Raw genomic sequence first — 19,726 nt, forward strand, 5'->3', positions numbered from 1 at the left:
TGTGCTGGTCATAATAATGGTGGTAATCATTACTGTAAGGCTGTTATTAAACATATCGTTTTGTTGTATTCTTGTGTTTAGTTATTCTAGATGTACCTTGTTTTCCAACAGAGAGTCAACGAAAAGTTGTTTTTTTTGCTTATCTTTCGTTCGCCCACGCTATTTTAAGCAACCAAACTTGACTGCAAACCGAACGAATGTATCAAAACTGATCATCCACTGTTAATTTTTAATACTCACACTTTCGTTTTATGCTTTAATTTATCTGGCGGTGGAAAAGTAGCCAAATCAACCTAATGGAACGAGGTAGCAAATGAAAAAAATAATTTGCCTCTTTCTTGCTATGCTCAGTGGCGCAGCAAGCGCTGCCGATCTCCCAAAACTCACCTTTTTACAACAAGACTCGCCACACCGACTCTTCCTTTTAAGCGAAAATAATCAGCACGGTTACGATTCATGGAGCATAGACAGTGGCTATGCCTACAGTCTCTATAAGAAAGTGGATCTGTACGTCGGCACTCGATTAACCGAGCAAAATGAGGGGGGATTTTTAAGTGGCTTGAGTTATCAGGTGTCACCGCGGGTATCCGTAAAAAGCACCTTACATTCCTACACCGATGAAGACGCACCAGATGGACAAGAGAACGGTATTGGCGCAGAAGTCTCAAGCCGAGTTAACTTAACGGAACATTTGGATCTTCATGCCACTCTCGATTTCCAAGAGTGGCAAAAAGGCATTGAAGTGGGCATTGGTTTTCGCTTCTAGACCCACATCCTATCAGCACCAATCAAGTTGTTGCTCTGACGTCAAAATACCGTTCCAATCTGCGTAAATATAATCACCTGGCTGAATCATTTGCTTTTGCAACGATAAGGTCACGCCCACTTCACCAACATCTCGCTTTTCGGTTTTAAAAGGGCATGCACCGAGGGCCATAATCCCCAGTTCCATTTCTGCCATCATCGCGACATCACGCACAGCACCGTAAACGATGACCCCTTCCCAATCATTTTCAATCGCGAGAATGGCCAGTTGATCGCCGAGTAACGCTTTTTGGCAAGACCCATTACCATCAATCACTAACACCTTGCCACGACCATTTAGGCTTAGCACTTCTCGTACTTTAGAATTATCGTGGTAGCAACGAACCGTGACTATTTCACCCCAGAAAGCCGTACGGCGACCAAAGTGATTAAGGGGTAAGTTGATGTAAGTGACGTGGTGTTCAAATTTGTCACAAATGTCAGGGGTTATGTCTCTCATGTTTTCCTCCATGAAAATCAATGAAATAAATTTGTAATCGACATTGCGATTCTTTATCGCTCAATTCAGACCTTGTCAGACTCGTTGAGTTACAAAACTTCAGCCTTACACGATAAAAAATTAACGGTCTTTTGCTGTTACTTATGCGCCAACTTACTGATGAATGAAAGGCGTTTTTCAATCACACAATGGTATTTTTAATCATAAAAAGCACCTCTTCACCAAAGCGAAGTCACAATGAAAAACAAAACACAAAACACCGTAAGTGATTATTTATTATGCTTTTTATTTTTACCTAGTGAGAAAAATGAACGGCTTAAATCTGGCAACGAACGTGAGCTAAATAAACTCAACATTTTGTCAATTTTGAAGCAAGGATCACAGTAAATTTCTACCATTTGAGCCTTTTCAGCCATAGTGGTAAATTATTTTACATTTAGCATTTATTGTTGACACTTGTTACAATTGATCTCTTGATATAAATCAACAAAGTGAATGGAATTAACATTTGAACGTTGTTAGCATGCTGTTAACTATATAAAATCCGTTTCAACGCCTAATAGCATAAATTAGGGCAAGGAACCTCTTTTGAAAAAAAGTAACACCACGGATGGCGGGCATTAGGAGATGCGGTTTTCGCACTCTTTGATCTATTGTCAAAATCAAATTACCTGTAAGTAATGTTTTTGCCTAGAATTTATTTTATTAACACATTTTTTTCACAAGTTTAGGTACCGCCAATGCAAACCCCGCAGATTCTGATTGTAGAAGATGAGCAAGTCACTCGTAACACTCTGAAGAGTATTTTTGAAGCAGAGGGATACGCTGTTTTTGAAGCTAGCGACGGTGAAGAGATGCACCAAGTGCTGACTGAAAGTCAGATCAACTTAGTCATCATGGACATCAACCTTCCTGGTAAAAATGGCCTACTACTTGCGCGTGAACTGCGTGAGCAAGCAAACGTTGCTCTTATGTTCCTAACGGGTCGTGATAATGAAGTAGACAAGATTCTTGGTCTTGAAATCGGCGCTGATGATTACATCACTAAGCCATTCAACCCACGTGAACTGACTATCCGTGCTCGCAACCTATTAAACCGTTCAATGAATTCTAGTGCGGTTCAAGAAGAGAAGCGCAGCGTAGAGAAATACCAGTTCAATGGTTGGGTACTAGACATCAATAGCCGTTCACTTGTAAGTCCAAGTGCAGAAAGCTATAAGCTACCTCGTTCAGAGTTCCGTGCTCTTCTACACTTCTGTGAGAACCCAGGCAAGATCCAAACTCGTGCTGACCTTCTGAAGAAGATGACAGGTCGTGAGCTTAAGCCACACGATCGTACGGTAGATGTTACTATCCGTCGCATCCGTAAACACTTCGAATCAGTATCTGGTACGCCAGAAATCATCGCAACAATCCACGGTGAAGGTTACCGTTTTTGTGGCGAACTAGAAGACTAAGCGAAGAGTCGAAAAATATTGAGAAGGAGCCCTACGGCTCCTTTTTTTATGTCTGGTGATTACGGCTTTCTTACAAAGCCTGCTCTCATATTACTCATTCATGATTGGTCACTGAGCACTGGTCGATGAGAAGCAAAAAAAACGCCCATCAAATGATGAGCGATTTATTGATAATGGCAATAACGAAAAGGCTTAGCCTTTACCGCCTTTAATCGCATTAATGATTTCGCTGGTTGAACAACCATCTTCAAAGTTCAGCACTTTGACTTGGCCGCCGTTCGCAATCACTTCTGCACCACCCGCTATCTCTTCTGGTTTGTAATCGCCACCTTTCACCAATAGATCCGGTAGAACAGATGCGATCAAACGCTGAGGCGTATCTTCAGAAAACGGCACAACCCAATCAACCGCACCTAACCCTGCCAATACCGCCATACGGCGATCGGTTGGGTTTACTGGGCGACCAGGGCCTTTCAAGCGCTTCACTGACTCATCGGTATTGACTGCAACAATCAGGCGTTGGCCTAGTTCTGCGGCATGGTTGAGATAAGACACATGACCCGCATGCAAAATATCAAAGCAACCATTGGTCATTACCACTTTTTCACCACGCGATTGCGCTTTCTTTACCGCTTCAATTAAGCTTTGCTCAGAAATTACGCCGTAATCGGTATCATGGCTGCCATGAATCGCTTCTGCCAGTTCAATGGTCGACAGCGTTGAGGTGCCTAATTTACCCACCACAACACCCGCCGCGGCATTGGCAAGAGCGCATGATTGATCCAGTGGTTTGCCTGCCGCTACTGAGGCCGCTAGGACAGAAATCACCGTATCACCAGCACCGGTCACATCAAACACTTCTTTGGCTTGAGTTGGCAGGTGGAATGGTTCTTCACCGCGACGAAGCAGTGTCATACCATGCTCGCTGCGTGTCACCAGTAGCGCTTCAAAATCAAACTCTTCGATCAGTGCTAGGCCTTTTTCAACCAGCTCTTGGTCCGATTTCACTTTACCAACCACAAGTTCAAATTCGGCCATGTTTGGCGTCAACAAGGTTGCGCCGCGGTAACGTTCGAAGTCGGCACCTTTAGGGTCAATAAATACCGGAACACCGGCTGCTCGTGCTTTTTGAATAAACTGCTGCACGTGCTCTAGAGCGCCTTTATCGTAATCCGATAGCACCACCGATTTAACGTTTGGTAATGCTTGTTCCATGCGCGCTAAGATCAGCTCAGCATCAACGTTTTCAAACTTCTCTTCAAAGTCCAAACGAATCAGTTGCTGACCACGACTCAATACACGCAATTTAGTAATGGTCGGAAAGTCTGGTAGCGAAACAAAATCACACGTCACTTTCAGTGCAGAAAGTGTCTCACTCAGTACATTCGCTGGTTCATCGATCCCTGTTAACCCGACGATATGAGCATGACCACCCAGTGATGCGATATTCATCGCGACGTTCGCCGCACCACCAGGTCGCTCTTCGTTGTTTTCTACTTTCACTACAGGTACAGGCGCTTCTGGCGAAATGCGACCCGTTGGGCCATACCAGTAGCGGTCTAACATTACGTCACCGACAATAAGGACGCCTGCTTGACTGTAGTCAGGTAGGATTGGTTTCATTATGGATCTCCAATATGTATATCTGGCCAAAGTTTATCATAGGGTTTTGACCGCCTAAACCTTTGTATACCTAAGCCGCTTTAATATGAGTATTTATCGGGCTCTTAAGTATTATACCCAAACAACTTGAAGATGCAGGGAGTCGGCAAGTGAACAAAGCCTCTGGACATAGATGCCGATGTGAAGAGGTTTGAGAATGCCAGCCAACGCCGCTGCAACGTCAAGTAGGACGGGGATATATTTCTATTCTAACCACTGCTTCCATACATCAACGACTAAAGCCCGTTCTTGGACAAATTTATCTTCGGCCAAGTCGGTATCAAGGTTGAGCAGATTACGATGATGGATCTGATCGCGCATCATGGTGTAAGCATGAGTCACTGCCAGCGCTTGTGATTCGTCCATAATGCCTTGGGTAATCAAAGACTCGAAAATTCGTACATTGTCCGACCAACGCGTTAGCTTTGGCTTTTGATGACTGTAGTTGAGAACCAAGTATTGAGCGAGAAACTCAATATCGGTAATCCCGCCCGGATCTTGCTTAAGCATAAAGCGACCGGCTTTTTTACCCCCTAAGTGATCACGCATTTTAATCCGCATATCGACCACTTGTTTTTTGAGGTCTTCGGTATCACGTGGGAGCGTTAAAATCGCATGGCGAATTTGACCAAATGCCTGCTGCAATGGTTCATCACCATAAATCATACGCGCACGCACCAAGGCTTGATGTTCCCATGTCCACGCTTCATTACGTTGGTACTCTTCAAACGCATCGGTAGGGCTGACTAATAAGCCTGATGCCCCAGATGGACGCAAGCGAGTATCGGCTTCATAAAGAATGCCTGAGGCGGTGCGAATGGAGAATATATGAATAATGCGCTGCGCAAGACGAAGATAAAATTGGCGTCCATCAATCTCTTTCTTACCATCCGTATAAGCACTGACCGGACAATCATGCATAAAGACAATATCAAGATCTGAATTGTAGCCCAGCTCCCAACCTCCCACTTTGCCATAACCCACCACAGCAAAGCCTTTGCCATCGCGATCTTTTAGGTGGTTAGGCTGACCATACTTCTCGCTCATTTGCAGCCAAGCTTGATTCACCACCGATTCAACTATCGCTTCCGATAAATACGTTAAGTGATCACTCACTTTCATGACGGGTAAGACACCCGCAATATCGGCCGCCGCGATGCGCAAAATGCAGATCTGCTTAAACTGGCGCAGCGCTTCGATTTGCTGCTCCATGTCATCTTCAGGGATACGCGCAAGATAATCACGCAACTCGGTACGATAGGAATCGAGCGGAACCGGGTTGTACAATTGCTGTGGGTCGATCAACTCGTCCAACAAAATTGGATAACGGCCCAGTTGCTCTGAAATCATCGGGCTTGCGGTACACAGGCGCACTAATTGCGTTAACGCGGCCTCATGTTCATCGAGCAATTCAAGATAGGTGGTACGTGTGACGATTTTATGCAGTAAATGCAGCACGCGCGACAAGCCAAATTGGGCATCTTGATGAGCAAAGATCGCTTGGAATATTTTTGGCATCAAGCGATTCAGCACTTCGCGTCCACGCGGGCCCAAGGTTTTTTTCGCTAAGTCACTTTTGAATTGAATAATGGTTTTGGCTAATTCAGCCGTGTCTTCTCGCTGCAAGTCATGATCGAGTATCTGCTCAATCACATCGACTTTATCCGCCATATCCCACAGCTCTTGAAAATGTTTCGCCACTTCAATTTGATCTTCCTCGTCATCACCAATCAAATGGGTGAAGACTTGGTGAACGTTGGCCATGTGCAGACGAACATCCTCATCTAATTCTGGCCAATGGCGATATCCCATCGCCGTCGCTAATTGTTGCTGCTCCAGCTCATTTTCCGGCAATGTTTGAGTTTGCTTGTCTGCCATCGCTTGTAAGAGATTCTCCAAGCGACGTAAAAACTTGTATGCCTCAGTGAGATGAAGCATCTCTTGTTTATTAAGCAGATCCAATTCATCAATCGCGTCTAACGTGACCAATAACCCTCGTTGACGCAGGCTGGGCTCTCGCCCTCCACGAATCAATTGAAACACTTGGGCGATAAATTCAATTTCGCGAATGCCACCAGCACCAAGCTTAATATTGTTGGTTAACCCGCGACGACGTACTTCGCTACTGATCATCGACTTCATTCGACGTAGGGATTGAATTGCACTGAAATCGATATAACGACGGAAAACAAAAGGACGCAGCATTTTACGCAGCTCTTGATACTGCGGATACATTTCACTGCCCATCACACGCGCTTTGATCATCGCGTATCGTTCCCAGTCTCGCCCCTGCTCTTGGTAATAATCTTCCAGCGCCGCGTAGCTCATGACTAACGGGCCGCTATCACCAAATGGGCGTAAGCGCATGTCGACTCGATAACAGAAGCCATCGAAGGTGTGCTGATCGAGCGATTTAATGATGCGCTGACCTAAACGAGTAAAGAACTGCGCATTGGCAATACTACGACGCGCCCCCTGCGTCTCGCCGTTTTCCGGATAAGTAAAAATCAGATCAATATCAGAAGAGAAGTTGAGTTCACCGCCCCCCAGTTTGCCCATACCAATGATCAACATCGGTTGCGGGTCGCCTTGCTCATTGCATGGTGTTCCCCATAGCTCGCAGCACGCTTTATATTGCCATTGGTAGGTTTCAACAATCAGCGCTTCGGCTAAATACGAGAGGTGCTTTAAACTTTGCTCGAGTGGCCACGTTGCATTGAAATCGCGCCAAGCGATATACGTCATCTCGCGGTTGCGAAATTGGCGTAAGACTCGTTGACCCGCCACTTCATCATGACAATCCACCAGCAATGCGGCGAGCTGTTGACGATAGTGATCGCAGCGCTGTGGATCATTCAGCATGCTCGGCAGTGTGTGGCGTAATGTTTCATCCCTCGCGAGCGCTTCAACGACAAATTGGCTTAACCCTGCCACGTAGTTTAATTGCTGATAGAGTTCAGCAGGCCAGTGCTGTTCCAGTTGAAACGCTTCCAAATGAGCAAGTGCTGATTGAGAGGTGGCCAAGAGGTTTTCCGGCAATGGCATGGGGCTTCCTTGTAATGTATGGCTAAGATGTCTTATCTAAGCTTGGGTTGCGGCTTTGAACCGCTAGTTATATCAAACTTTACACAATAAAAAACGCCTGCTAATTATTCGCAGGCGTCTATTAACTCAGTCTGTGAGATTACACTCTAAATGCCGTAATCTTCTTATCCAGCTCTTCGGCATTTTGCTGCATGATCTCTGACGTTTCCAGCAACTCACTAATAACCGTCACCGATGCTTCCACTAATTCACGCACATTCGTGAGGTTTTGGCTCATCTCTTCTGCCACGCTGCTTTGCTGACCGGCAGCCGTCGCAATTTGGAAGTTCATATCGTTGATCTGATTCACTTGCACTACGATGCCATCCAGCTCAGTACCAGCGCTGGTCACCAAAGCCACCCCTTCCGCGGCTTCAACCACGCTTTTTTCCATCAAATCCACCGCGGAACCGGCGCTTGATTGTAATTTTGAGATCATCTCTTGGATTTCAATGGTGGCTTGCTGAGTGCGCTGAGCAAGGTTACGCACTTCATCTGCAACCACTGCAAAACCACGACCCGCTTCACCAGCACGCGCCGCTTCAATCGCCGCGTTCAATGCCAGCAAGTTCGTTTGTTCAGAAATACCACGAATGGTACCCACGACGCTTCCGATCGCTTCAACGCTTTCTTCTACTTGGTTTACCGCGTGTGCCGATGCCGCAATATCTTGCGACAATTCGCTAATTTTGCTCACGGTATCTTGTACAAAGCGTTGACCCGTTTCGGCTTGACCTGATGCACTCTCGGTTAACGTTGAAGCATTCTGCGCATGTTCTGCCACCGTTTGGACTGTCGAAGTCATCTCACTCATGGCCGTTGCCAACTGATCGATCTCTTCAAACTCTTCTTGCGCTGACTCTTTGGTTTCCGACATGCTCAGAGTCATCACTTCGGTTAAACCCGATAACTCTTGCGAAGCGCTCACTTGCACCTTAATTAACTCTTGTAGCTGAGAGCGCGTTTTTTCAAGCTCACGTGCCACATCACCGTATTCATCTTTGCACTGCATCTGAATAGGAGAAGAAAGATCGCCACTGGCCATTTTTTTAATCGCTTCATTTATATAATGAGTTTGACGAAGCATCACACGTGCGGCAAACAACAAAATAACGATAAAAACGCCAATAAGAAGCAGGGTTTGCCATACTACTTGTACCAAATAAGCTTCATAATGTTCACGAGCAACTTCCGCACTGCTGGTCACCACAAGAAGCGAATCGTAGAACGTATTTGCATCCCAAAGTTGCTTGCAGACAATCAGTAAGGTACTGAATACCATCAGCAACGCCATTTTAGGAACCAGTCGAATATCCGTAATTACTCGTTCCCACGGCTTAAAGGCCAGTGTCGTCATTGTTCGTTCTCCACTAAGTCATATATTCTAAATAAGAATAAAATTGATGCCGCCCACCAGCCTGATACTTAAGTGCTAGTACCAATATTAATTTCGAGCCTCGTATGAATAAAAATGATACCAAAGACGACACGAAGCCAATGAGCTTGTTATCACTAATTCTCTCTTTTATGGCGCTATTTGTGATCTCAGGCTTGTTGTTCGTCCCGATCAGTCATGAAACACGTCAAGTTCTTATCGGCCTAGATTTCATCATCTGTAGTATTTTTATACTGCAACTATTGGTTGATTTGATCCGCTCCACAGATCGAATCAAATTCTTAAAAAAACACTGGATCGATTTTCTGGCCAGTCTACCTATGATTGAACCTTTAAGGTTTGCCCGTTTGTTTCATATATTGAGGGTGATCTTAGTTATTCGTTCCAGCCGTAGCGTCATTCGCGATGTATTAGATAACCGCAAAGAAACCACCATTGCCTCCATTTTGCTTTTATTGGTGATTTTGCTGACGCTAGGGTCGAGCATCATGCTCTTTCTCGAAGGACACTCTTCTGAAGCCAATATTAAGACCGGGGGGGATGCGCTTTGGTGGGCATTAGTGACGATCTCTACCGTCGGCTATGGCGACCATTATCCCGTCACCGATTCGGGTAAAATATTGGCATCAGGGGTGATCTTATGCGGGGTTGGCTTATTCGGTATGATCTCTGGCTTGATTACGTCTTTAATTACTTCCCCCACCAAGGTACAAGAATTAAAAGCGGCACAAAAAGAGAAACAGATGCTCGATTTGCTCGAACAGCAACAAGTGATTCTTGCCCGTCTAGAAAAGTTGGAGCGAAGAATGAGTCGCGATCTTAATAAACTCCACGTCGATAGCGAGCATAAAAAAAGAGAACCGTAGTTCTCTTTTTCTTCTCCGTAGATGATTGAGATTCAATCCTCAATCGCACTACTCTTGCCAATACGGCTCCGCTTCGATACTGATCGCTCGGGTTTGCTCCATCGCATGCAAAATGGAGTTTTCCTGACGGAACAACCAGCGCTCTAATTGCTCTCGTTCTTCACCGTCTAACTTATCAACCAATCCCTTAAGTGGCTTGAGTGTGAGCAAATCATCAATACCTTGCAGCAAGTCAGCCCAAGGCAGGCGGAAGCGAGTTCGCTCTTCATCATCATACAAGCTAGCAAAACCAACGCCAGTATAGAGATTACGCATCAGGTGATATTGCTGATCGATATAATCTTGAGAGTTCAGCTCTTTCTCTGGTGGAAAAGCCGCCATCAGCTCATGCCAAGTGCGATCTAACTGCACAACGGAGAAAGGCAGGATATTCTGTGACATGGCACTGCGCGATTTGTCGTCCAAGAATGGCTGCCAACCACGCGTCAAAATCCATCGGCTAAGATCCAGCAGTAATCCGGTATAGCGTGCCGAATTAAACTGGCTAAGCATCGAATCACGAGTAGGCAACTCTTGCTGAACCGTCGACAGATCATTAATCAAGAATTTACGCGCATCGAGTTTGCGCAAAGCATGGCCTTTGTCTTCTAGCAAATCATCGAGATAATCGTACTGTTTTATCCACTCGAGATCTTGCTCAAGCCATTTCAACTCTTGGCGAATCAAAGCGCTGGCTTTACGCGGCACGACATCGGCAAAGACCGTCAAGGTTTGACGGATAAAGCTAATCGCATTTTTGATTTCATGAAGCGCATCAATCGACTCACGCTCAGAATAGATCTGCTCATGGTAATGCCAATGAGATAGGGCGTGCTCAAGAGAGTTAATCAGGCACGACTCAAGAGAGTCGTTTTTGTCCGTATCCACTAAAGCCATCGCCTGCACTTGATCACCTTGGTAGCCTTGCGCTAAACGATAGCCACGCGCCGCTTTACTCAAGTTGCCCAAACGCATTCCCCCCGCATCACTCAATGAGCGAGCAAGCGTAAATAAAGCATCGGTTTGACCCGATTTTAATTCGAGTTCGACTTCACAGATCGCATCGGTCAGTTCGCCGGATACTACCTCGCCTTGATCAAAAGCCACTTCAATTTGGCTGCCATCTGCCATGCAAATAAGCCATTGCTCACGCATGAAATTGGTCGAAAAAAGAGGCAGCAGCTCGCTTTGCAGCGTCGCTATCTCTTTCCCTTTTGGCCAAATATCGCTTGGATGTAAGGTTAACTCTGGATCATTACAGTCATGTTCTGCATTATATTCCGGCCGTTGGTGTAAACCCGCGACGACCCGTCCTGCGGTTTTAACTGTTTGAACATAAACATCATCAAAACGACGAATGCGTAGACCAATATCGTGTTGTCTCAACCAGTTATCTGGTGTGTCAAAGTAGGTGTTACCTAACTCACGACAGCTGTGCTGAAGTACCTTTATTTCGGAAATCTTATTACGTAAAGTTTCTGAAAAATCAGGAGAAACAAAAAACTTCAGTTCTATCTCGGTTTCCATAGTTATACCTTTCAAAGCAGATAGAGACAGGATATGGCCTAATTTATCACTCGGCAAGAGAGAAATATCGCAAGAATGATGATCTAAAACAGTTTAAATGACAGATTTAATGCGTTACCATGCGCGCCTTTATAGCCATCGCTCAACATTTCATCTCTAAAGGGTGTATGTTATTTATAGGTTATATTAATTAGGTTGAATGACCATGCCAGTAAATACAATTATGGGGTTATTTGCAAAGTCCCCTATTAAGCCTTTGCAGCGCCACGTAGTGTGCGTAAATGAATGCTGCTCTCACCTTGTAAACTTCTTTGAAGTTTGTGCACAAGGGGACTGGGAAAAAGCATCTGAAATTCGTGCTCAAATTTCTCACCTTGAGAAAGAAGCTGATGTGCTAAAGCGCGAGATTCGTCTGAAACTTCCTCGTGGTTTGTTTATGCCTGTGGACCGTAGCGATATGCTTGAGCTACTGACACAACAAGACAAACTCGCCAACCTTGCTAAAGATATCGCAGGTCGCGTTTATGGCCGCCAATTGGCGATTCCAGCTCCACTTCAAGAAAACTTTATCGCTTACGTGAAACGTTGTTTAGACGCAGCACAACAAGCGCAAAAAGTGATCAGTGAGCTTGATGAACTGTTGGAGACAGGATTCAAAGGCCGTGAAGTCACTCTGGTTGCAGAGATGATTAATCAACTGGATATGATTGAAGATGACACTGATGCGATGCAAATCCAACTTCGCCAACAATTAATGTTGATCGAACAAGATTTGAATCCTATCGATGTGATGTTCTTATACAAGATTTTAGAATGGGTAGGCGGCATTGCCGATCAAGCACAGCGTGTAGGTGCTCGATTAGAAGTTATGCTTTCTCGCTCATAACGTTACGTTAAACTCAATAACGAAGAGTATTTTTTAGCACACCCTGTTAGGCAATGAATATATCGGCGCCGATGGGGCTTTCTCGTGTCAAAAATTTGCTCCGCTTGTTATCAAACAACTAGGTATTACGATGGATATCCTTGCTAACTACGGCACTGTCCTGATTATTGTTGCAGCGATTTTTGGTTTCATGATGGCTATTGGTATTGGTGCGAATGACGTTGCCAATGCAATGGGCACCTCTGTTGGCTCAAAAGCGCTTACTGTAAAACAAGCCATCATCATTGCGATGATCTTTGAATTTGCAGGTGCTTATCTTGCTGGCGGTGAAGTAACCGATACGATCCGTAAAGGTGTTATCGAAACCTCTCTATTTGCCTCTCAACCTGATGTACTGGTTTACGGCATGATGTCTGCGCTATTAGCCGCAGGTACATGGCTATTACTTGCATCATACATGGGCTGGCCAGTGTCAACGACTCACTCAATCATCGGTGCAATCATCGGTTTTGCGTGTGTGTCTGTTGGTACTGAAGCGGTTGACTGGAGCAGCGTTCAAGGCATCGTGGGCAGTTGGATTATCACACCAGTGATTTCTGGCTTCTTCGCTTACGTTATCTTTGTCAGCGCACAGCGACTGATCTTCGATACAGAGAAACCTCTTTTCAATGCTAAACGCTTTGTACCTGTATACATGTTTATCACCACGATGGTTATCGCTCTGGTAACAATCAAAAAAGGTCTTAAACACGTTGGTCTACACCTATCAAACGGTGAAGCATGGGCTTGGGCTGCAGCGGTATCAGCAATGGTCATGATTGGCGGTTACTTCTACATCCAGAAGAAATTTGCAAATCGTGAAGACGACCATGGCTTTGCGGGCGTAGAAGGCATCTTCAGCGTTCTAATGGTTATCACTGCTTGTGCGATGGCATTTGCACACGGTTCAAACGATGTAGCAAACGCGATCGGTCCACTGGCGGCGGTTGTTTCTACCGTTGAACACATGGGCACCATTACTGGTAAGAGCGAAATCGTATGGTGGATTCTTCCACTAGGTGGTTTTGGTATCGTGGTTGGTCTAGCGACGCTAGGTCACAAGGTAATGGCAACGGTGGGTACTGGTATCACAGAACTTACGCCCAGCCGTGGTTTTGCCGCTCAGCTAGCAACCGCATGTACTGTTGTTCTGGCATCAGGCACAGGTCTACCAATCTCAACCACACAAACGCTTGTGGGTGCGATTCTGGGTGTTGGTTTTGCTCGTGGTATTGCCGCACTGAACATGGGTGTCATTCGTAATATCGTAGCATCTTGGATTGTTACGCTACCAGCGGGTGCACTACTAGCTGTTGTATTCTTCTACGGCATTCAAGCGGCATTCGGCTAATCAATACGTCAGCGTAATGTAAGCACGCTGTCATTATTGACTCAATACCGCATAAAGGGAGGCTTAGCCTCCCTTCTTTGTTGCACCCGAAAAAAAAACTTCATACTATTTGCTATCGGGGTTTTCTCCCCAGCTGAAAGCTTGATGACTGTTAAAGGATTTACCGTGAAAAAATTGGTTTTTATGATCTTAGCGTGTGTCATTGCTGTTCCTTCTGCAATGGCTAAAGATCGCTTTATCTCTGATAATCTATTCACTTACATGCATGCTGGGCCAAGTAACCAGTTTCGAATCATTGGCAGCGTGAATGCCGGTGAGCAAGTGAAGCTTATTGATGTTAATAAAGATTCTGGTTACAGCCAGGTCGTTGATAGTCGAGGCCGTAAAGGCTGGGTATCGACCAGCTTTATTACCACTCAAGAAGGTATGTCAACTCGCCTACCAAAGCTTGAAAAAGAGCTATCGGTAGTAAAAGAGAAGTTGGCGAATGCTAGCGGCATTGCTAACCGTGAAAAAGAAGGCCTTGTTGATTCTCTCAACACCCGTAATAGCCAGATCTCTGAGCTGGAAAAAAATTACGGTGAGATGAGCCAGCAGCTGACGGCATCACAAACCGAAGTGCGTAATCTACGCGCGAAACTTGATACGCAAAAAGATGATTTATTGCTGAAATATTTCATGTACGGCGGCGGTGTTGCCGGTATCGGTTTGTTGCTTGGTTTGCTACTGCCCGTTTTAATGCCACGTAAGCGTAATTCGCCAAACGGCTGGGCATAAATAAACATCCAATAAAAAAGGTCACATCGCGTGACCTTTTTTATTACTCGAAACAGCAGAGAATCGTTTTCTGCCATCCTATCGCGTTCTTACCGAATCGCTCAGAGCACGCTACCCTTGCCAATCATACAGGGCGGGAATGCGAATCAACTCACCATGAAACTCAATCACACAAGCTTGTGACTCTATCGCGATAAGTTCGATGCTATCGGGTAAATGATCCCCTTGTTTATATTCCACGTCGTTCACTTTGACCCAACGTTTGGCTTCATTACTAGAGTACACATGCGTTTGAAAGTTAAGTGCCGGTAAACGGCTAAACCAGTGGCTGCTATTCTCAACTAAACTCTGAGCCTGCGTGCCTTCCGGTTCATCGTTCGTAAACTCTGGCGCATCCATCGCCACTTGTAAGCGCTGAGCGATATCAGGCGACAAGCCACTTAAATCAAGCCCACTTAACAAGTCATCATCACTCACCACTTGCTCTTCGATGTCTTGTTCAGCCGCCTCACCCGCTTGCGAGAGCGCTTCGGTCGATTGAAAGCTCGACTCATCGATCATCGGTTCATCAATGAATGGCACTTCCGTTTGGGTATCGGCTAGCGTGGAAAACAGAGGGTATGGCAACATCTCCAATACCGCGGGCACTTCGATGATTTCTACCTTGCCCTGATTCTCTTCCACCCAGACATCACGTTCGCGGTCATAATAGCGAACACCCACCCAAGCCAGCGAAACCGCCACTGGCGTCAGTAACAAAAACACATTCAATGGCCAACGAGAACGAGAACGCGGCATCGCATTCGCATGGTAATGCAATGCCGATGCATGATGGCTCTGATAGCCTTTCTGAGACTCGCTAAGCTGTTCAATTAGATTTGCCATTACTCTTCCTCACCCAACATCAAATGGGGCGCTTGATCTTGCGAGAGCAGCTCTAAACGCTGCAAAGTACGCTGCCCAGCAATACCATCCACTTCGAGCCCCTGCCAATGCTGAAACAAGCTGACTTTATGCGTTAATGCTTCGCCATAATGCTCAGTATTACTCATCGGCAATTCCAGTAGGTGTGATAGTTGATAATCTAAGCTCGCAACGGCATGGCCACTCATGCCCGGCTTCAACGCTTGTGGCCATAGTTTTTGCCAAATAAGGTAATATTCACCCGACCAAATTTCATCAAGCCAATGTCGCTCAAACCCAACCCGTTGCCCATCAATAAGCAGCTCAACGCGCTCTTGGTTCGCTTTGTAGAGAATGGCGTAATACGGCTTATCCTCAATCGTGACGTTCAATACCACCGGCAAATTCGCCGCGAGCACCTGTTCAAACGGGCCACTGAAATTTTGGCAATGAAACAGTGATTGCGGGTTATCAACGCACATTTTATCCACGACGGAAGCACGATACCCCCACACTTTATACAATTCAGAAAGTGCATGCTCAAGCGGCGCGGCTTGCTCGGTATTTCCTTTTAAAATAAGCGAATTGAGTGCTGATGGATAAACCAATTCCTGCTCGATACGATTTGGCTTTTTGGGGTACTGTTGCTCAATACTGGCTTGCACATAGTGTCGGAATGATTCGGGCAAAGACGGTTCGGCATACAGCCAACTGCCCCAAGCCAATACGATGCCCGCCGCAGTGCAAAGCAGGGCCTGCATCCAATGATGACCGAACGACTTAGTTCTGATCTTGGCTTGTGGTGCATAATAATTCGCTTGAAAGCTCATTACTTCTTCACAAGCCCACTCAACGGATGGATTGGATGGCGCAGCTTCACCCCGTTGATAGGCTTGCTTTAATGCCGCATCACATACTAAGTTTATTAAGCGTGGAATGCCCTGCGTTTCTTGGGCAATCAGCTTGAGTGCTTTCGTGGAGAAGAGCTCACTGTCTCCCCCTGCGAGTTGCAGGCGGAAACGAATATATTTCGCCGTTTCATCCACATCGAGGGGCAATAAATGGTAACGCCCCGTCACTCGCTGCGCCAATTGTCGCAATTGCGGCATCTGTAGCTTTTGCTGCAATTCTGGCTGACCAATCAACAGGACTTTAAGCAACTTGCGCTGCTCGGTTTCGAGGTTGGTCAATAAGCGCAATTGCTCCAACACTTCCGCAGACAGGTGCTGAGCTTCATCAATCAATAATAAGGTTTGCTTGCCCTGTGCATAACTCTCTAATAAAAACTGTTTAATGGTCGTGGTCAGCTGCTTTAATGTGGCACTTTCCCCGTATTCCAAAGAGAACTCATCACAAATCGCTTCTAATAACTCAACATTAGAAAAGGTAGGATTTAGAATACACCCTGCCTGCGTCGACGCATCGAGCGCTTTAAGCATGGCTTTTGAGACGGTGGTTTTACCCGTTCCAACCTCCCCCGTCAGCATCGCAAAACCGCCACCATCACCTAACCCAGCTTGGAGGTGATAGATCGCTTCTTTATGACGTTGACTTAAATAGAGGAACCGTGGGTTAGGGACAATCGAAAACGGTAGCTCCACAAATCCAAAATGAGTGTTATACATAGTAATGGTCGCTGGGAATTTATGGATAACGAAAGTAACATTGCTGACCAGAATAGCCAATGGCAATCCAAACAAATAGAGAGGCAAAAGTGCAAAGATACTTAGTCGGTGGGGCGGTTCGCGATCAGTTACTCGACCTTGAGGTGTATGATCAAGATTGGGTAGTCGTTGGTGCGACACCAGAATATATGCTACAGCAAGGCTATACCGCAGTAGGGAAAGACTTCCCTGTGTTTCTGCACCCTAAATCGAAACAAGAGCACGCCCTCGCCCGTACGGAACGAAAAACGGGTGCCGGTTATACCGGGTTTGATTGCTACTTTGCACCGGATGTCACTCTAGAAGAAGACTTATTGCGCCGCGACTTAACCATTAATGCAATGGCACAAGACGGAAATGGCCATATCATCGACCCATTCGGCGGCCAACACGATCTGATTAACCGCAAATTGCGCCATGTTTCTGATGCCTTTGTCGAAGATCCTCTGCGCGTATTACGCGTCGCACGCTTCGCTGCCAAACTGGCACATTTGGGCTTTACAGTGGCAGACGAAACTTTGCTACTCATGGCTCAAATTGTCCAAAAGGGCGAACTGGAACATTTAACCGCAGAGCGTGTTTGGCAAGAATGGCAAAAATCCTTAACGACCCAAGATCCTGATGTTTTCTTGCAAGTGCTGCGAGATTGCGGCGCACTTGCGGTCGTATTGCCCGAGATCGATCAGCTGTTTGGTGTTCCTCAGCCAGAGCAGTGGCACCCTGAAATTGACACCGGCGTACACACGTTACTCGTTGCGAAACAAGCGGCCCGACTCAGTCCCTCTCCCATCGTTCGCTTTGCCGCTCAAGTGCACGACTTAGGCAAAGGAGTGACGCCTGAAAAAGAATGGCCAAGCCATAAAATGCATTGTCATACCGGACTTAAACTGATTAAAGCCCTGTGTGCCCGCATCCGAGTTCCTAATGAATACCGCGATTTAGCGCTGATGGTATGTGAACAACATTCCAATATTCACCGTGCGGCTGAGTTGAAATCGGCCACTAAACTCAAAATACTCAATAAATTTGATGTCTGGCGTAAACCCGAAAGATTAGACGACATTTTACTGTGCTGCATGGCAGATAGCCGCGGACGCACAGGACATGAAAAGATTGAATACCCGCAGAAGTCTCTGTTTGAAGACGCCTATCAGGCTGCGTTAGCGGTGGACGTTAAAGCGATCATTGCCGACGGATTTAAAGGGGCGGCGATTCGAGAAGAAATGGATGTTCGACGAGTGATGGCCATCGAAAACGGCCGAACATAACAAAGCCATAGGCCACGCAAAGCCGTGTCCCTGCGCAATTAGACTCTCACAACAAACGTCTCAACACTTGAGGCGTTTTTTTTGCGTGGCAAAGTGTAGAGCGCGCTCACTGTGAGCTTTCCTCCAAAGACAAAAAGGCCCCACCGAAGTGGAGCCTTTCAAAGCATTAAGCGAATAACTTAGAAATCTAAATTATTGACCTTTAACTTCTTTAAGACCGTTAAAAGGAGCGCGCTCACCTAGAGCTTCCTCGATACGGATAAGTTGGTTGTACTTAGCAACACGGTCAGAACGGCTCATAGAACCCGTTTTGATTTGACCTGCAGCAGTACCTACCGCTAGGTCAGCGATAGTTGCGTCTTCAGTTTCGCCTGAACGGTGAGAGATTACAGCTGTGTAACCTGCGTCTTTAGCCATCTTGATTGCAGCTAGAGTTTCAGTTAGAGAACCGATTTGGTTGAACTTGATAAGGATAGAGTTAGTGATGCCTTTCTCGATACCTTCAGCAAGAATCTTAGTGTTAGTAACGAATAGATCGTCACCAACTAGCTGAATTTTGTCGCCTAGAAGTTCAGTTTGGTGTTTGAAACCAGTCCAATCAGACTCGTCAAGACCGTCTTCGATAGAAACGATTGGGAATTGCTCAACTAGACCAGCTAGGTAGTGGTTGAACTCTTCAGAAGTGAAAGTTTTGCCTTCACCTTTCATGTTGTAGATGCCAGCGTCTTTGTCGTAGAACTCAGATGCAGCACAGTCCATAGCAAGAGTGATGTCTGTACCTAGTACGTAACCTGCAGCTGCAACAGCTTCTGCGATTACTTCTAGCGCTTCAGCGTTAGACTTAAGGTTAGGAGCGAAACCACCTTCGTCGCCAACTGCAGTGTTGTAGCCTTTAGACTTCAATACTTTAGCTAGGTTGTGGAATACTTCAGCGCCCATGCGAACTGCTTCTTTAAGAGTTTTTGCGCCAACTGGTTGGATCATGAACTCTTGGATGTCAACGTTGTTGTCTGCGTGCTCGCCGCCGTTGATGATGTTCATCATTGGTAGAGGCATAGAGAACTGACCAGCAGTACCGTTTAGCTCAGCAATGTGCTCGTATAGAGGCATGCCTTTAGCAGCAGCAGCCGCTTTTGCGTTTGCTAGAGAAACAGCTAGGATAGCGTTCGCGCCGAACTTAGATTTGTTTTCAGTGCCGTCTAGCTCAATCATTACTGCGTCGATTGCAGCTTGATCTTTAGCATCTTTGCCTACTAGAGCGTCAGCGATTGCGCCGTTAACAGCTTCAATTGCTTTAAGAACGCCTTTACCTAGGAAACGTGATTTGTCACCGTCACGTAGCTCAAGAGCTTCACGTGAACCAGTTGATGCGCCAGATGGAGCAGCAGCCATACCGACGAAACCGCCTTCTAGGTGTACTTCAGCTTCTACAGTTGGGTTACCACGTGAATCGATGATTTCACGACCTAGAACTTTAACGATCTTAGACATTGAATGTTTCCTTCTCGTTGAATATATAATGTCAAAATTAACGGCAGCAACA

At 46.0% G+C, this 19,726-nt stretch carries 15 protein-coding genes; 7 read left to right on the forward strand and 8 right to left on the reverse strand.

Annotated features, from left to right (window positions below; all coding sequences use genetic code 11):
- Window positions 1-313: 313 nt before the first annotated feature.
- Window positions 314-766: a hypothetical protein gene (locus OJ16_RS08100; RefSeq protein ID WP_040989130.1), complete on the forward strand. Its 453-nt coding sequence runs from the start codon at window positions 314-316 to the stop codon at window positions 764-766.
- A gap of 12 nt (window positions 767-778) precedes the next feature.
- Here the strand turns inward: OJ16_RS08100 and OJ16_RS08105 are convergent, their stop codons facing one another.
- Complete coding sequence (locus OJ16_RS08105) at window positions 779-1,264, reverse strand: putative 4-hydroxy-4-methyl-2-oxoglutarate aldolase (protein WP_040989131.1); 486 nt, start codon at window positions 1,262-1,264, stop codon at window positions 779-781.
- Window positions 1,265-2,004: 740 nt separating this feature from the next.
- Here OJ16_RS08105 and arcA point away from each other — a divergent pair.
- Window positions 2,005-2,721 carry a two-component system response regulator ArcA gene (gene arcA, locus OJ16_RS08110; RefSeq protein ID WP_040989132.1) on the forward strand — a complete coding sequence of 239 codons (717 nt, stop codon included), beginning with the start codon at window positions 2,005-2,007 and terminating at the stop codon, window positions 2,719-2,721.
- Between the two features lie 192 nt (window positions 2,722-2,913).
- On the opposite strand, the gene hldE is transcribed toward arcA, so the two are convergent.
- From hldE to OJ16_RS08125, 3 genes are all read right to left on the reverse strand, one after another.
- Complete coding sequence (gene hldE / locus OJ16_RS08115; protein WP_040989133.1) at window positions 2,914-4,344, reverse strand: bifunctional D-glycero-beta-D-manno-heptose-7-phosphate kinase/D-glycero-beta-D-manno-heptose 1-phosphate adenylyltransferase HldE; 1,431 nt, start codon at window positions 4,342-4,344, stop codon at window positions 2,914-2,916.
- Window positions 4,345-4,587: 243 nt separating this feature from the next.
- Window positions 4,588-7,428 (reverse strand): bifunctional [glutamate--ammonia ligase]-adenylyl-L-tyrosine phosphorylase/[glutamate--ammonia-ligase] adenylyltransferase, encoded by a 2,841-nt coding sequence (gene glnE, locus OJ16_RS08120; RefSeq protein WP_040989134.1) that lies wholly within the window; start codon window positions 7,426-7,428, stop codon window positions 4,588-4,590.
- 139 nt (window positions 7,429-7,567) lie between these two features.
- Entirely contained in the window at window positions 7,568-8,824 is a 1,257-nt protein-coding gene (locus OJ16_RS08125; protein ID WP_040989135.1) for a methyl-accepting chemotaxis protein, read from the reverse strand.
- 104 nt (window positions 8,825-8,928) lie between these two features.
- Here OJ16_RS08125 and OJ16_RS08130 point away from each other — a divergent pair, with 104 nt between their 5' ends.
- Entirely contained in the window at window positions 8,929-9,729 is an 801-nt protein-coding gene (locus OJ16_RS08130; RefSeq protein WP_040989136.1) for a potassium channel family protein, read from the forward strand.
- A gap of 48 nt (window positions 9,730-9,777) precedes the next feature.
- On the opposite strand, the gene OJ16_RS08135 is transcribed toward OJ16_RS08130, so the two are convergent.
- Window positions 9,778-11,295 (reverse strand): CYTH and CHAD domain-containing protein, encoded by a 1,518-nt coding sequence (locus tag OJ16_RS08135; RefSeq protein ID WP_040989137.1) that lies wholly within the window; start codon window positions 11,293-11,295, stop codon window positions 9,778-9,780.
- Window positions 11,296-11,500: 205 nt separating this feature from the next.
- Between OJ16_RS08135 and OJ16_RS08140 the strand changes: the two genes are divergently transcribed.
- The 3 genes from OJ16_RS08140 to OJ16_RS08150 all read left to right on the forward strand — a co-directional run bounded on the left by OJ16_RS08140 (window position 11,501) and on the right by OJ16_RS08150 (window position 14,348).
- Entirely contained in the window at window positions 11,501-12,181 is a 681-nt protein-coding gene (locus OJ16_RS08140; protein WP_040989189.1) for a TIGR00153 family protein, read from the forward strand.
- Between the two features lie 130 nt (window positions 12,182-12,311).
- Window positions 12,312-13,571, forward strand: coding sequence for an inorganic phosphate transporter (locus OJ16_RS08145; RefSeq protein WP_040989138.1), 1,260 nt, complete (start codon window positions 12,312-12,314; stop codon window positions 13,569-13,571).
- A gap of 165 nt (window positions 13,572-13,736) precedes the next feature.
- Window positions 13,737-14,348: a TIGR04211 family SH3 domain-containing protein gene (locus OJ16_RS08150; protein WP_040989139.1), complete on the forward strand. Its 612-nt coding sequence runs from the start codon at window positions 13,737-13,739 to the stop codon at window positions 14,346-14,348.
- 111 nt (window positions 14,349-14,459) lie between these two features.
- Here the strand turns inward: OJ16_RS08150 and OJ16_RS08155 are convergent, their stop codons facing one another.
- A complete protein-coding gene (locus tag OJ16_RS08155) occupies window positions 14,460-15,233 on the reverse strand; it encodes a general secretion pathway protein GspB (RefSeq protein WP_040989140.1) in 774 nt (257 codons plus the stop codon).
- Complete coding sequence (locus OJ16_RS08160) at window positions 15,233-16,876, reverse strand: ExeA family protein (protein WP_040989190.1); 1,644 nt, start codon at window positions 16,874-16,876, stop codon at window positions 15,233-15,235. Before OJ16_RS08160 ends, OJ16_RS08155 begins: the two co-directional genes overlap by 1 nt.
- An 89-nt stretch (window positions 16,877-16,965) precedes the next feature.
- Between OJ16_RS08160 and OJ16_RS08165 the strand changes: the two genes are divergently transcribed.
- Window positions 16,966-18,183 carry a multifunctional CCA addition/repair protein gene (locus tag OJ16_RS08165; RefSeq protein WP_040989191.1) on the forward strand — a complete coding sequence of 406 codons (1,218 nt, stop codon included), beginning with the start codon at window positions 16,966-16,968 and terminating at the stop codon, window positions 18,181-18,183.
- Between the two features lie 192 nt (window positions 18,184-18,375).
- Here the strand turns inward: OJ16_RS08165 and eno are convergent, their stop codons facing one another.
- Complete coding sequence (eno, locus tag OJ16_RS08170) at window positions 18,376-19,674, reverse strand: phosphopyruvate hydratase (protein ID WP_040989141.1); 1,299 nt, start codon at window positions 19,672-19,674, stop codon at window positions 18,376-18,378.
- Window positions 19,675-19,726: the final 52 nt, after the last annotated feature.

Source organism: Vibrio renipiscarius (assembly GCF_000827885.1).
Classification (GTDB): domain Bacteria; phylum Pseudomonadota; class Gammaproteobacteria; order Enterobacterales; family Vibrionaceae; genus Vibrio; species Vibrio renipiscarius.

What these genes read in the sequence shown, in the direction of transcription:
- OJ16_RS08105 (WP_040989131.1), bottom strand. Translation starts at nt 1,264, where the DNA reads ATGAGAGACATAACCCCTGACATTTGTGACAAATTTGAACACCACGTC.
- arcA (WP_040989132.1), top strand. Translation starts at nt 2,005, where the DNA reads ATGCAAACCCCGCAGATTCTGATTGTAGAAGATGAGCAAGTCACTCGT.
- hldE (WP_040989133.1), bottom strand. Translation starts at nt 4,344, where the DNA reads ATGAAACCAATCCTACCTGACTACAGTCAAGCAGGCGTCCTTATTGTC.
- OJ16_RS08155 (WP_040989140.1), bottom strand. Translation starts at nt 15,233, where the DNA reads ATGGCAAATCTAATTGAACAGCTTAGCGAGTCTCAGAAAGGCTATCAG.
- eno (WP_040989141.1), bottom strand. Translation starts at nt 19,674, where the DNA reads ATGTCTAAGATCGTTAAAGTTCTAGGTCGTGAAATCATCGATTCACGT.
- OJ16_RS08135 (WP_040989137.1), bottom strand. Translation starts at nt 11,295, where the DNA reads ATGGAAACCGAGATAGAACTGAAGTTTTTTGTTTCTCCTGATTTTTCA.
- OJ16_RS08160 (WP_040989190.1), bottom strand. Translation starts at nt 16,876, where the DNA reads ATGTATAACACTCATTTTGGATTTGTGGAGCTACCGTTTTCGATTGTC.
- OJ16_RS08145 (WP_040989138.1), top strand. Translation starts at nt 12,312, where the DNA reads ATGGATATCCTTGCTAACTACGGCACTGTCCTGATTATTGTTGCAGCG.
- OJ16_RS08130 (WP_040989136.1), top strand. Translation starts at nt 8,929, where the DNA reads ATGAATAAAAATGATACCAAAGACGACACGAAGCCAATGAGCTTGTTA.
- glnE (WP_040989134.1), bottom strand. Translation starts at nt 7,428, where the DNA reads ATGCCATTGCCGGAAAACCTCTTGGCCACCTCTCAATCAGCACTTGCT.
- OJ16_RS08140 (WP_040989189.1), top strand. Translation starts at nt 11,501, where the DNA reads ATGCCAGTAAATACAATTATGGGGTTATTTGCAAAGTCCCCTATTAAG.
- OJ16_RS08125 (WP_040989135.1), bottom strand. Translation starts at nt 8,824, where the DNA reads ATGACGACACTGGCCTTTAAGCCGTGGGAACGAGTAATTACGGATATT.
- OJ16_RS08100 (WP_040989130.1), top strand. Translation starts at nt 314, where the DNA reads ATGAAAAAAATAATTTGCCTCTTTCTTGCTATGCTCAGTGGCGCAGCA.